General features: G+C 69.1%; 10 protein-coding genes. 5 read left to right on the top strand and 5 right to left on the bottom strand.

What is annotated here, in order from left to right; translation table 11 throughout:
• The first annotated feature begins 74 nt into the window (after positions 1–74).
• Both AB0E90_RS10350 and AB0E90_RS10345 read left to right on the top strand, forming a co-directional pair.
• Entirely contained in the window at positions 75–1,286 is a 1,212-nt protein-coding gene (locus AB0E90_RS10350; RefSeq protein WP_360402385.1) for a lipase, read from the top strand.
• A gap of 84 nt (positions 1,287–1,370) precedes the next feature.
• Complete coding sequence (locus tag AB0E90_RS10345) at positions 1,371–1,964, top strand: hypothetical protein (protein ID WP_360402383.1); 594 nt, start codon at positions 1,371–1,373, stop codon at positions 1,962–1,964.
• A 97-nt stretch (positions 1,965–2,061) separates the two neighbouring features.
• Here the strand turns inward: AB0E90_RS10345 and AB0E90_RS10340 are convergent, their stop codons facing one another.
• On the bottom strand, positions 2,062–2,607 hold the full coding sequence (locus tag AB0E90_RS10340; RefSeq protein WP_360402381.1) for a hypothetical protein: 546 nt from the start codon (positions 2,605–2,607) through the stop codon (positions 2,062–2,064).
• A 218-nt stretch (positions 2,608–2,825) separates the two neighbouring features.
• On the opposite strand from AB0E90_RS10340, the gene AB0E90_RS10335 reads away from it, so the two are divergent.
• Complete coding sequence (locus AB0E90_RS10335) at positions 2,826–7,448, top strand: family 43 glycosylhydrolase (RefSeq protein ID WP_360402379.1); 4,623 nt, start codon at positions 2,826–2,828, stop codon at positions 7,446–7,448.
• Here the strand turns inward: AB0E90_RS10335 and AB0E90_RS10330 are convergent.
• The 3 genes from AB0E90_RS10330 to AB0E90_RS10320 all read right to left on the bottom strand — a co-directional run bounded on the left by AB0E90_RS10330 (position 7,430) and on the right by AB0E90_RS10320 (position 9,534).
• Positions 7,430–8,407 carry a permease prefix domain 1-containing protein gene (locus tag AB0E90_RS10330; RefSeq protein WP_360402377.1) on the bottom strand — a complete coding sequence of 326 codons (978 nt, stop codon included), beginning with the start codon at positions 8,405–8,407 and terminating at the stop codon, positions 7,430–7,432. The genes AB0E90_RS10335 and AB0E90_RS10330 overlap by 19 nt on opposite strands.
• Complete coding sequence (locus AB0E90_RS10325) at positions 8,407–8,760, bottom strand: PadR family transcriptional regulator (RefSeq protein ID WP_360402375.1); 354 nt, start codon at positions 8,758–8,760, stop codon at positions 8,407–8,409. Before AB0E90_RS10325 ends, AB0E90_RS10330 begins: the two co-directional genes overlap by 1 nt.
• 114 nt (positions 8,761–8,874) lie before the next feature.
• Positions 8,875–9,534, bottom strand: a complete 660-nt coding sequence (locus AB0E90_RS10320) for a DUF3632 domain-containing protein (protein ID WP_360402373.1) — start codon at positions 9,532–9,534, stop codon at positions 8,875–8,877.
• 51 nt (positions 9,535–9,585) lie between these two features.
• Between AB0E90_RS10320 and AB0E90_RS10315 the strand changes: the two genes are divergently transcribed.
• Positions 9,586–10,857: a DUF1800 domain-containing protein gene (locus AB0E90_RS10315; RefSeq protein ID WP_360402371.1), complete on the top strand. Its 1,272-nt coding sequence runs from the start codon at positions 9,586–9,588 to the stop codon at positions 10,855–10,857.
• A 10-nt stretch (positions 10,858–10,867) separates the two neighbouring features.
• A complete protein-coding gene (locus tag AB0E90_RS10310) occupies positions 10,868–12,076 on the top strand; it encodes a DUF1501 domain-containing protein (RefSeq protein ID WP_360402369.1) in 1,209 nt (402 codons plus the stop codon).
• Positions 12,077–12,220: 144 nt separating this feature from the next.
• Here AB0E90_RS10310 and AB0E90_RS10305 read toward each other — a convergent pair whose 3' ends face one another.
• Positions 12,221–13,369: an LCP family protein gene (locus tag AB0E90_RS10305; protein ID WP_360402367.1), complete on the bottom strand. Its 1,149-nt coding sequence runs from the start codon at positions 13,367–13,369 to the stop codon at positions 12,221–12,223.
• Positions 13,370–13,382: the final 13 nt, after the last annotated feature.

The raw sequence follows: 13,382 nt of genomic DNA, 5'->3' as shown, positions 1-13,382 counted from the left end.
TGCAGCCAGCACTACCACCGATCGGGGTGCAGGCGGGCCTGACTTGCGCGCCGCCGATCCCTAGCGTCGAGCACATGAGAAGACTGCTGAGTTCAGGCATCGCGGGGGCGCTCATCGCATCATCGTTCGCCGTTGCCGCCACCCCCGCCGCCGCCGGCCCGGGCCGGTTGATCACGGCCACCGCCCTGCACACCTACGCCACCCGCGCCGACGTCGACGCGGCCCTGACCGCCGACAAGTTCGATCCCGGCACCGACCGCTACGGCGTGCGGACCTACCGGCTCGTCTACCGCACCACCGACGCGACCGGCCATCCGACCACCGCGAGCGGGCTGGTGGCGCTGCCGATCAACGCCAAGCGCAAACTCTCGACCGTCTCGTTCGGCCACGGCACCGAGATCTACCAGCCCGACGCCCCGTCCACCTCCGACGACATCTTCCTGATCGGACCCGCCCTGACCTTCGCGTCGGCCGGCTTCGCGGCGGTCGCACCCGACTACCTGGGCCTCGGCGTCGGCCCCGGGCCGCACCCGTGGATGGACGTGCCGTCCGAGACCACCGCCTCGCTGGACCTGCTCCGAGCCGCCCGCGTCTTCGCCGGCCGCCAGGGCCGCGAGCTGACCCGCGAGGTCTACGCCACCGGCTTCTCGCAGGGCGCCTCGGCCGCTCTCGGACTGGCCCGCGCACTGCAGTCCGGTGCCGACCCGTGGTTCCGGGCCGCCGCGGTCGCCCCGATCAGCGGCGCCTACGACTTCCGGCACGCGGCGATCCCGTCGCTGTTCACTCCGGCGGTCCACCCGGTGCTGGCCAGCGCCTACACCACGTACCTGCTGGTCGCCTTCGACCGGCTGCACGACATCTACCCGAGCCCGGCATACGTGTTCCGCCCGCCGTACACCACCCTGCCAGACCTCTTCGACGGCACCCACCCCGGCGAGGAGGTGCTCCAGGCGTTGCCGCCCACGATCAACGACCTGCTCACCCCGGCGGGCCGAGCACTGCTGCTGCACCCGACGGGCCGGTTCGCCGACGCACTCGCCGTGCTCGACAGCGTCTGCACCGACTGGTCCCCGCGGATGCCGGTCCGGCTCTACTACAGCCCCGGCGACGAGGAAGCAGTCAACGCCAACACCGAACACTGCCAGACCACCCTGGCCGCCCGCGGCGTCCGAGCCCCCACCGTCGACCTCGGCGTCAACACCGACTACAACGGCTTTGTCCACGAGGGCTCCGAGGTCCTGGGCGTCCCCCAGGTAACCCGCTGGTTCACGAGCCTGAACAGCTGAGCCCCGACCGACCGGCCCGCCGCACTCAGGGCGGGCCGGCCCCTGGTTCTCGATCACCGCCACACGGTCTGACCGGATGATGTTGTGGGCGTCGAGTTCGCCTTTACGATCTCGGCCGTGGCGGCTGTATGCGAGTTCATTGTCAAGACAAGGACTGGGACCGGACCTTGCGAGGTGGAGGCGGTGGGCCGGTGCGCTGAGTGCGGATACGCATTCTGCGCTTCGCACAGTTCCGCCCAGTTCACCGACTTGTGCGCCAAATGCGTGGCCGATCGCGCGGCAGCCTCGCAAAGATCCCGCGCCGACGCTGAACGTGCCATCGACGAGGCGCCGGCACGGATCGCGGCCGCCGCAGCGATTCTCGCGCGTTCGTCGATCGCGCCCGAACGCCGCTCCTACAAATGGGAAGAGAAGCGGCTGCTGCGCACAGCCACCGTCGAGCACGCTCTGGAGCCGGCCTGGCCGGTCGGCACCTTCACCTGGGCGCAACCGGAGACGCAGAGGCAGGGGCCGCGCAGCGATCTCCGCACGGGTGTGACTCGTTCGGGGAAGATCGTTCCGATGGACGTCGCTATCGACGGCGAGTCGCCTTTGATAGTCAGCCCGACCGGCCTCGACAGCAGAGGAACAATCCTGCAGGTCGCCGCCGCGATCGAAGACCTGGCCAGGCGGACGTAGACGGCGGCATCACGGCACACCGATAGAGAGCCGCTGGCGTGACCTCGAAGAGCGCGTCCGTCGTCTTCCACTGCACCGCCCTGCCGCCGCTACAGATTCACCGGCCTTCCCATCGATGGAGGCGGTCGACCACCTGCGCCTTCGTGGGCAGCAGGAGGTACAAATCGGCGACGTCCTCGAAGTGCGGGCTGGCGTCAACAACCAGTGGCACCGCCAGGTGATGTCCGCGGCGTCCTAGTTGCTGGATGAGCGGCATCAGCAGTTGCTCGTCGAAGCCGTGCAAACAACCGATGTGCCCAAACACCGATAAAATGCCGACCAGGCTGTCCCGCCGGTAGATCGGATCCGGCGGCGCGGCGTACAGGAGCGAGCTGTACCAGCGTCGGCCGGACAGATCGTGACCATCCGGCTTGGTCTCCAGCAATTGTTCTATGCGGTGCCCGTTGTGCTGCGCTCCGGCGATCCACCGTTCGCGAACGTCGCCGTTGTCGCTGTGCCGATCCGCGATCGCCCACCCGGCAATCGTCGCAAAACCGGGGCCGTCCTTGACTGTCGCGATGGCATCGGAAACCAGGGCCGAGTCGATGGTGGGCGCCTCGACTTCTTCAAATGCCTGCCACTCCGGCTTGGACCAGTCAGTCATCCAGGGCCTATCGGTCGTCATCCGTCGTGATGGACAGCGTACAAGCGCCCACGGCGGTACCGACCCAGTCCCGTGCCATGCGGACATTTTGGCGTAGCCGCGCTCGTCTAGCGAGGGCCAAGGGAACCGCATAGATGCAAATGGATTGATGTCCTTGACTTCACGCTGAAACGCGCCCGACACTCTGTGAACGTTCACAATTCGATCGAGGGAGAGCCATGCTCGTCCGGTCGCTGCTGGCCGCCGTACTCGTTCTCAGCCCGCCGCCGGCCCGGCACGACGACGGGCTCATCCTGCGATATCTCCTCGACAAACGCGCCGGCACGGTCGCGGCTGACTCCTCCGGTCACGGTCGCGACGGCACGGTCGCCGGCGCGCCCGGCTGGACCGGGTCGCAGGGGCTCGCCTTCGACGGGAGCAGCACCTACGTGCAGGCGCCCGACAACCTCCTCAGCGGACTCACCTCGATCACAGTTGCTACCGACGTTCTCATCGACGCCGGTAGCGCAACCCCCTATTTCCTGTACGGCTTCGGGAACTCCAGTGGCGGCGCCGGCAACGGCTACCTGTTCGCGACCGGCAACCCCTACCGGCAGGCGATCACGCTCACCAACTGGTCGGGGGAGCAGGTCACCAAGCCGGCCGACGGTCACAACGTGGCCAGGGGCACCTGGAAGCACCTCGCCTACACGCAGACCGGCACGACCGGCGTGCTCTACGAGGACGGCGTCGAGGTCGCCCGCAACACCGCGGTGTCGGTGCTGCCGACCGCGATCCACGGTGGTGGCACCACGGCCAACGCCATCGGCCGGTCGCTGTACTCGACCGACGCCCTCTTCAAGGGCAAAATGCGCGACTTCCGGGTGTACGACCGGGCGCTGACCACTGGCGAGGTGGCCGGCCTGGCGTCCCGCGTCAACAAGGAGATGCTCGCGGCCGACCGCCGGGCGCTCGTTCTGACGGCTACCCCTGACTCACCGGTCACCGGAAACATCGCGCTGCCGGTCGCCGGCGTGAACGGATCACGGATCGCCTGGCAGTCCAGTGATTCCACCGTCGTGTCCGACGGCGGTGCGGTCACTCGGCCGGCGCGGGGCAGGCCCGATGCGCACGTGACGCTCACCGCCACCCTCACCCACGGGACGGAGAACGTGCGAAAGACCTTCAAGATCACCGTCGCGGCCGAGTACGACGATCGGCAGGCCGCGCGGCATGCGGCCGACGAACTGGTCGTGCACGGGCTGCCGGAGGTGAAGGAGAACCTGGACCTGCCGAGCCGCGGGGCCTGGGACACCGTCGTCACCTGGAGCTCCGGCCGGCCGGCCGTCATCACGCCCGGCGGCGAGGTGACGCGACCCGCCCACGGGGCCGGGCCGGCGCGGGTCACGCTCACCGCCACCGTGACGCGCGGCGGGGCGAAAGCCACCCGCAGTTTTGCTACCACCGTCAGCGAGCTACCGGCGCCGGCGGCGAAGAAGGGCTACCTGTTCAGCTACTTCACCGGCGAGGGCACGGCCAACGGGGAACAGGTCTACTTCAGCCTCAGCCAGGGCAACGACCCACTGCACTGGCAGCAGCTGAACAACTCCAACCCGGTGCTGACCTCGACCCTGGGCACGGCCGGGCTGCGCGACCCGTTCATCATCCGATCGCCGCAGGGCGACAAGTTCTACCAGATCGCCACCGACCTCAAGATCTACGGCAACGGCAACTGGGACGCGGCCCAGCGCAGCGGCAGCAAGTCGATCATGGTGTGGGAGTCCACCGACCTCGTGCACTGGACCGACCAGCGCCTGGTCAAGGTCTCGCCGGACACGGCCGGCAACACCTGGGCGCCGGAGGCGTTCTACGACCCCACCATCGGGGCGTACGTCGTGTTCTGGGCCTCCAAGCTCTACGATCCCGCCGACACGGCCCACACCGGTACCAGCTACAACCGGATGATGTACGCGACCACCCGCGACTTCTGGACGTTCAGCGAGCCGAAGGTGTGGAAGGACCCGGGCTACTCCGTCATCGACTCCACGATGATCGAGCACAACGGCACGTACTACCGCTTCACCAAGGACGAACGGGACCAGTCGTCCTCCTCGCCGTGCAGCAAGTTCATCATCGCCGAGAAGTCCACCCAGATCCGCGCCCTCGACTACGACTTCGTCGCCGAGTGCATCGGGCAGAACGCGATGAGCCGTGGCGAGGGCCCGCTGATCTTCAAGGACAACGACGCGGAGAAGTGGCACCTGTTCATCGACGAGTTCGGCGGCCGGGGCTACGTGCCGCTCGAGTCCACCGACCTCGACTCCGGGCAATGGACCCCGTCGACGAACTACGCGCTGCCCGGGCGGCCCCGGCACGGCACCGTCCTGCCGGTCACCCAGGCCGAGTACGACCGGCTCCTGACCACGTACCAGCCCGATCAGGCGCTCACCGCCGTGGACCCGGTGAAGATCTGGACCCACACCGGGAGCGCACCGGCATTACCGTCCACGGTGGTAGCGCATTACGCCGACGGGAGCGCGCGTTCCGCCGCCGTCACCTGGGACACGATCGAACCGGCCCGGTACGCCCAGGCCGGCACGTTCACTGTGAACGGCTCGCTCGGCGCGCGGGCCACGGTGGTCGTGACCAGCGGCGACATCCCGGTCTCGCAGGTCTCGGCGCCGGAGTCGGCGGTGCGGATCGCGGTGGGAGTCAGTCGTGCGCTCACCGCGACGGTGCAGCCCGCCAACGCGGATCACGCGACCCTGACGTGGAAGTCCAGCGATCCGGCGGTGGCCACGGCCGACGCGAGCGGGCAGCTGACGACGCTGAAGGCCGGCCGAGCTGTCGTCACCGCATCGGCCGGCGGCCGCTCGGCCGCCATCCGGGTGGAGGTGACCACGGACATCCCCGCCGACCTGCTGCTGCACTACGACTTCGACGGCAACACCGCCGATTCCTCCGGCCGCGGCTTCAACGCCCAGCTCTCAGGCACACCAGCGTGGACCGTTAGTGGCACGAACGTTAGTGCGGCGAACGTTGGTGGCCCGAACGTTAGTGCGTCGAACGTTGGTGGCCCGAACGTTAGTGCGGCGAACGTTGGTGGCCCGAACGTTAGTGCGGCGAACGTTGGTGGCCCGAACGTTAGTGCGCCGAACGTTCGTGGCCCGAACGTTAGTGCGCCAAACGTTAGTCGTACTAACGTTAGTGGAACCAACGAGCGCGGGCTCATCCTCTCCGGCGGGGCTTACGCCACGATCCCGAACGGCGTCCTCGCCGGACAGAACAGCGTCACCGTCGCCGCCCGCGTGAGATGGAACGCGTCCACCACCGTCAACCAGTGGATCTTCGGCCTCGGCCCGGACAGCAGCCGATACCTGTTCGCGAGCCCGTCCAACGGCAGCAAGCTGCTCTACTCAGCTATCACCACAGGCAGCTGGTCGGCGGAGTCGAAGCTCACCGGCGCTACCGCCTTCCCCGGGGGAAGCTGGCAGCACCTAGCCGTAACCCTCGACGGCACGACCGGCACCGCCGCGATGTACCTGAACGGCGTAGCGATAGCGAAAGCCACCGGCGTCACCGCCAAACCGGCCGACCTGTACGACAAGACCAAGACGTACTCCGGCTTCATCGGCAAGTCCCTCTACACCGGCGATCCCGCCTTCGACGGCGCCGTCGACGACTTCCGCATATACGGCCGCGTCCTGACCCCGGCCGAGATCCTGACCATGTCCGGCAACACCACCGGCGTCGCGGCCACGACCGCCGCCGGCCTGAAAGCTCCCGCCGTAATCACCGACAGCAGTAGCCGCATCGTGCTCCCGCTGGCCGAGGGAACCGACCCGAAAACGGTGGCGCCGACGTTCACCCTGGCGGCGGGCGCCCGAATCTCCCCGCCGAGCGGCACCGTCCGCGACCTGCGGCACCCGGTCACGTACACGATCACCGGCGTCGACGGCGCACAAAGACGCTGGACGATCGAGGCCCACATCATGCGCAGCCCACTCCCGGCCGGCCTCAACGCCGACCCGAACATCGCGGTCTTCGACGGCGTCTACTGGATCTACCCGACCACCGACGGCTTCGCGGGCTGGAGCGGCACCCAGTTCCACGCGTTCAGCTCGACCGACCTGGTCAACTGGACCGACCACGGCGTCATCCTCGACCTCGGTCCCGACGTCACCTGGGCCGCTTCACGGGCCTGGGCGCCGACGATCGCGGAGAAGGACGGCAAGTACTACTTCTACTTCTGCGCCGACACCAACATCGGCGTGGCGGTCGCCGACAGTCCGGCTGGGCCGTTCCACGACGTACTCGGAAAGCCTCTGATTGCCTCTGGAGCCTTCAGCGGGCAGATGATCGACCCGGCCGCGTTCACCGACGACGACGGCACGACCTATCTGTACTGGGGGAACGGCCACGCCTACGTGGTGCCGCTGAACGCCGACATGACGAGTTTCGACAAGGCGAAGGTCAAGGAGATCACGCCGGCCGGCTACAACGAGGGCTCGTTCGTGAGCAAGCGGAACGGCACCTATTATTTCATGTGGTCCCAGAACGACACCCGCAGCGCCGACTACCAGGTGTCCTACGCGACCGGCCCGAGCCCGACCGGCCCGTTCACCCCGCACGGCCTGATCCTCAGCAAGCGCCCCGAGCTGGGGATTCTCGGCGCCGGCCACCACTCGGTGGTGCAGCGGCCGGGAACCGACGACTGGTTCATCGCCTACCACCGGTTCGCCATCCCGGGCGGCGACGGCACTCACCGCGAGACGACGATCGACCGCCTGCGATTCACCGCAGACGGTCTGATCGTGCCGGTCGAACCAACTCTGGAGGGTGCTCAGCTGCCGAAGTTGTAGTTGCCCGTGCCGGGGACCTTGGCCGGGCGGCCCCGCAGCGCCTGCTCGCCCCGCACGATCACCTTGAAGATGTCGTACGCGGTGCCGAGCGCCAGGATCGCGATGACGATGGCCGTCAGCCACTGCTTGACGTCGCCGTCACCGAGGTCGGCGAAGTTGTGGAACTCGGGGTTGAAGAAGTGGTCCGTCGACAGCAGCCAGATCAGCGGCACCGCGCTGATCAGCTGCTGCACGGCGTTGACCACCGACACCGTGCGGTCGTACTTGCGGCGGCGGTAGAGCCAGACCTGATAACCGGCCCCCAGAACCAAGGCGCCGATCATGTACGGCCACCAGAAGCTCCAGTTCGCCGGGTCGAGCACCGGCACCTCGCTGAGGCCGAACTGCTGCCACACCAGGGCCGTGATGAGCAGCGCCGGCCAGACGATGCCGGCACCCACCTCGGTCTTCGGGATGGTGCTGGGCTCGTACTTCGGCAGGTCCTTCAGTGTCCAGTTGAGCTTGATGTCGTTGCGGCCGGCGCCGGTGCGCTCGATGACGGCGAACACCGCCGTGGTCCAGAACGCCATCTGCGTGCCCACGGTCAGGATCGATGTGATCGCGCCGCCGATCACCTTGCCCACGTCGGGGTCGTCGACGAGCTGGATGACGACGCCGATGATCACCACGATCGGCAGCACCGCCGCCAGCAGCAGGGTCAGCAGCCGCCGCCAGGCCGGGTAGATCTCCGGGCCGATCAGCACGTTGGTGCGCCCCGCGTATTGATCGGCCAGCTTGTCCGGGTCGCCCAGCTCGGTCAGCGTGGTTTCGACGGCGGCGTCGCGCTCCTCGCCGGCCTCGACGCGGGCGTCCACCGCGTCCTCGATGCTGGCGCGCAGCTCCTGGTCGATGTCGCCGCGCTGCTGCTCCGGGACGCGGCGCAGTGCGGTGTAGACGTAACGGTCGATGAGGCTGGTCATTATTCTTCTCTCCCCGTGGTCGTGGAAACGCTGAGATCGGTGATGGCGTGGTCGATCCGGGACCACTCGCCGCGCAGGGTGTCGGCGAGCGTGTCGCCCTGCTCGGTGGTCCGGTAGAACTTGCGCGGGCGTGCCTCGTCGGTGTTCCACTCGCTGGTCAGCAGCCCCTGCGCCTCGAGCCGGCGCAGCAGCGGATAGAGCGTGTTGGCCTCGACCTCGAAGCCGGCCCGGCTGAGCGTCTCGAGCAGCGAATAGCCGTAGCCCGGCGTGCGCAGCACGATCAGGCTCGCGACGACGACGGTGCCGCGGCGCAACTCTTGCAAGTGCCCCGAGAGCGTCGCATCCATTGTCATGCTCGACACGATACTGTGTGTCACACACTATGGCAACCCAATACACCGATGTGTGTGTCAGTGAAGACGCGGGCGGATCAGGAAGACGCCGGCGGTCGGCGTGGAGCGGGAGTCCTACCGGCGGCGAAACGGTCCGCTGACGATGGTGGTGTCGTGGCGTTTGATCAGCTTGAAGCCGTCGCGGGAGAGTGTTTCCAGGCGGCTGCGCCAGAACGCCCATCGGGGCAGGCCGTAACCCACGCCGGCCTGGAGGGCGAGTTCGCCGAGGCCGGCGGCGTAGGTTCGGCCGTGGATCGTGGCGCCGGCCAGCTGGTCGCCGGCGTGCCGGAACCACTCGATCGCGGCGGGCAGGTTCTCGGCCGGGCCGTCGAAGGTCTCCAGCGCCGCGCTGATCGTCCACAGGCCCAGGAGCAGGGCGTCGTGGGTGCCGGCGGCGGTCAGGCGGGCGGCGAAGGCGTTCAGGTTCGTCCACTCCGGCAGTGGGCGGCCACCGTTCCACTCCTCGCGCAGTTGGGCGCCCAGCACCGGCAGATCGGTGAAGACGCGCAGCTTCCACACCCGTACACCCGCAAGCTCTTGACCCTGAACGGCCGTGACCAGCGCGACCAGTCGGGCCATCGCCTGGTCGTCGGCCTTGGCGGCGGCTTCCGTCACGGTCTGCCAGGCCGCCCAGAGCACCGCCTCGGGGTCGACGGCGGTGGCCAGGGGAGCGGTGAACGCGTCGGCGTCGGTCAGGGCGGATCGGTAGTAGACGATGGCTTCCTCGTACGTCATCTGATCCTTGTCCTTACCGTCCGCTTACACGCCGCGCCTAGCTTCGCAAGCATGACCGACCGCCGCGTGATCTCCCATGTGCTGCGCCGTCTCACGCCCGGGCCGACCGCGGCCGAGATCGATGCCGGTGTCGCCGCCGGGCTCGACGTGACCGTCAACCGGGTGCTTCTCCCGGCCGCGCCGCCGTCGCTGCCCGCCCTGGGCCCGGATCCGCTCGGCTCGCTCGCGAAGGGCGCATCGAAGGAGGACAAGCAGAAGGCCCGGCAGCAGGTCGCGGCGCAGGTCGCCGACGCCACCTGGTGGTGGGTCAGCCGGCTCGCCGCCACCGGATCGTCAGGGGCGGAGAAGCTGACGTTCTTCTGGCACGGGCACTGGGCGACCAGCGTGCAGAAGGTGCGGTCGGCCGGGCTGATGCTCTCCCAGCAGCAGATCTTCCGGCGGTACGGGACCGGCGGGAGCGGGCCGCTCGTCCGGGCCATGCTGCGCGACCCGGCGTTGATCATCTGGCTGGACGGGCAGCGCAACACCCGCAAGGCGCCGAACGAGAACCTGGGCCGCGAGGTCATGGAGCTGTTCACGCTCGGGGTCGGGCACTACAGCGAGGACGACGTCAAAGCGGCCGCCAAGGTGCTGACCGGCTGGCAGGTCGACCGGGCCGCCGGGACCGCCCGGCTGGTGGCCGGCCGGCACGATCCGGCCGCGGTCACCCTGCTCGGATCGACCGGGGTGTTCGGGGTGGACGAGTTCGCGGACCTGCTCGTGCGGCATCCGGCGCACGTGCCGTTTCTCGCGTCCCGGATCTGGGCCCGCTACGGCTCCGGCGATCTGCCGCCGTCGCCCGCGCTGACCGGGGCAGGCGCGTCCGCGGTCGGCATGCTGCGGGCGATCGCGCTGGACGACGAATATCCGGCCACCGCCGGTCATCTGGTGAAGCAGCCGATCGAATGGGTCGTCGGGGCGCTTCGCCAGCTGGGCATCGGCGGCGAGAAGGCCCGGAAGCCCGCCCTCGCCGCGCTGCGAGCCCTCGGCCAGGTGCCGTTCCGGCCGCCGTCGGTCGGCGGCTGGCCCGCCGGGGAAGCGTGGCTCACCACCTCGGCGGCCCAGGCGCGGCTGCGTTCCGGCCAGGCACTTGCCGCCCTGGCGCCGGCCACCGTCCAGCAGCTCGCCGAGGCGGCGGCGGGGGAGCGGCTGGACGCCCTCGCCCGGCTGCTCGCCGTCGACGCATGGACCGACCGCACGGCCGCCGTCCTGTCCCCGGTCGCCGCGAATCCGCAGCGGCTGCTCGCACTCGCCCTCGCCACCCCCGAATACACCGTCCACTGAGGAGATTCGCATGGACGTCATCACCCGGCGCCGGTTCCTGGCCGCCAGCGGGGTCGCGGTCGCCGGCGCCGGCACCGCCCTCGCGCTGCGCGACATCCTCGCCACCGCCCCCGACCGCGACCCCGCGGCGCGCACCCTGGTCCTGGTCACGCTCTACGGCGGCAACGACGGACTCAACACCGTCATCCCGTACGCCGATCCTGCCTACGCCGCCGCCCGGCCCGCCCTCGCCTACGACGCCGGCCAGGTCCTCAAGTTGGACGACGCGTTCGGGCTGAACCCGGCGATGACCGGCCTGCACCAGCTCTACCAGGACAAGAAGCTCGCGGTGGTGCGCGGCGTCGGCTATCCGAAGCCCGACCGCAGCCACTTCCGGTCGATGGACATCTGGCAGACCGGGCGGCCGGACCACCCGGAGAACACCGGCTGGCTCGGCCGCTGGCTCGACGCGGCCGGCGGCGACCCGCGCCTGGCCGTCTCGTTCGAGCCGGTGCTGCCGCCGCTGCTGGCGGGCGCGAAGAGCGCCGGCGCCACGGTTCCCGGCGGCGCGGTCGAGCTGCCCAAGAATGTCACCGCCGCCCAGCTCACCGCCCTCGGCGCGGCTGCTCCCGGCGAGTCCGCCGCTCAGGCCCGAGCCGCCGCGTGCTTCACCGACCTGACCCGCATCCAGGACCTCATGCACGACGTCACCGCTTCTCCGGACGCCGACGACGACTCGGAGCCGGCCGCCACCGCCACCGGCGGCGCCACCCAGTCCCTGGAAAGCCAGCTCGCGCTCGTCGCCAAGTGCGTGGAGGCGGGCGCCGCGACCCGGGTCTACTCGGTGTCGCTCGGCGGGTTCGACCTGCACGCCGACGAGAAGCAGGCGCAGGAGTCGCAACTGGCCAAGCTGGACAAGCCGCTCGCCGCGTTCGCCGCCCGGATGGCCGCGCACGACGTGGTCATCGCGGTCTACTCCGAGTTCGGCCGGCGGGTGCACGCCAACGCCTCCGACGGCACCGACCACGGCACCGCGTCGAACGTGCTGCTGCTCGGCGCCGGCATCCGGGGCGGCCTCTACGGCGAGCCGCCCAGCCTCACCGACCTCGACGAGGGCGACCTCAAATTCACCACCGACTTCCGAGATGTGTACGCCACGCTGCTCGCCGACGTCCTCGGCAGTGATCCGGCCCCGACCCTGAACGGCTGGACCACCCGCCTCGACGACGTCTGGGTCTGATCAGCCGGTCGGCAGGCCGACCTGGTCGCGCTCCAGCGCGGCGCGGAGCGTGCCGCACGTGTTCCAGGCGTTCACCGGCGTGCTCGACGAAGCCGGCCGGGCCCTCGACCGGGCCGCCCTGTTCATCGTCCAGCGAGTCGGTTCCTAGGACTTCGTGCCGGCCGCGGCGTTGCCGTCGTTGATCATCAGCTCCGGATGGCGGCCGAGGAACTGCGGGAGCTTGTCGGCGGCGGTCGCGGCGAACAGGTCCCTCGTCACGTCGTTGATGCCCTCACCGCCGCTGACGGTCGAGAACGTGCCGCTGTTGGTCTTGATCGGCATCAGGTCGGCGGCGGCCAGGCCCTTCAGGCCGAAGAGGAAGTCGGTGACCTTCACGCCGTGGGTGTCCATCTTCAGCGACGAACCGGCCGCGGCCAGCAGGTCGGCCACCTTGTTCGGCTTGGTCAGGATGCCGCTGCTGGTCGCCTTCTTAGCCATCGCCCGCAGCAGCTGCTGCTGGTGGCGCTGCCGGTCGTAGTCGCCGTTCGCCGAGTGGCGGATGCGGGAGAACTCGAGCGCCTCCCACGGCGCCATGTTGCGGCAGCCCTTCTTGAACCACAGGGCGTTGCGCGGCGCGGTCTGCGGGTCGGCGCCCACCGCGTACTCCACCTTGCCGTTGTTCACGATGTAGTGGCTCGACCAGACGTCCTTGTCGACGCACATGTAGACGCCGCCGAGGGCCTCGAGGATGCCCTTGAACCCGTCGAAGTCGATGATCATGACGCCGTCGAAGCTGATCCCGGTCAGTTCCTTGACCGCCTTGGTGGCGAGCTTGGCGCCACCGGTCCAGCCGCGGCCGTTCATCGACCCGTACGCGTACGCCGAGTTGATCTTCTCGGTGCTTCCGCCGAAGCCCATCGACTTGTCGGCCGGGATGTGCGCGATCGTGTCCCGCGGGATCGAGATCATGTACGCCTGGTCGTGCGTCGCCGTGATGTGCAGGACCAGGATCGTGTCGGAGCGGGACGTCTCGCCCTTCTCCTCCCAGCCGGTGCGGGTGTCGAGGCCGAGCATCAACAGGTTCATCGCGCCGTCCGGCAGCTTGCCCGAGGACACCGTGCCGGTGGTGTCGTCAAGGACGCTGGACGTCGTCTGGATGTTGTCTGTGAGCTTGCCGAGGAAATAGCGGGAGGCGATCAGGCCGGACACGCTCAGAAGGGACAGGACCACGCCGAAGGTCAGGAGCGCCTTCGTCCAGCCCGGGGCCTTCCTCCTGGGCTTGGCAGGCTTCTTCGCTGCTGGCTGTCCCGGCATCCGTCGACTCCTC

Origin of the sequence: Actinoplanes sp. NPDC026619 (assembly GCF_040638295.1) — a bacterium.
Lineage (GTDB): Bacteria > Actinomycetota > Actinomycetes > Mycobacteriales > Micromonosporaceae > Actinoplanes.
The sequence above is the reverse complement of the archived record's forward strand: the minus strand, read 5'-3'. Positions and strand labels throughout refer to the sequence as shown.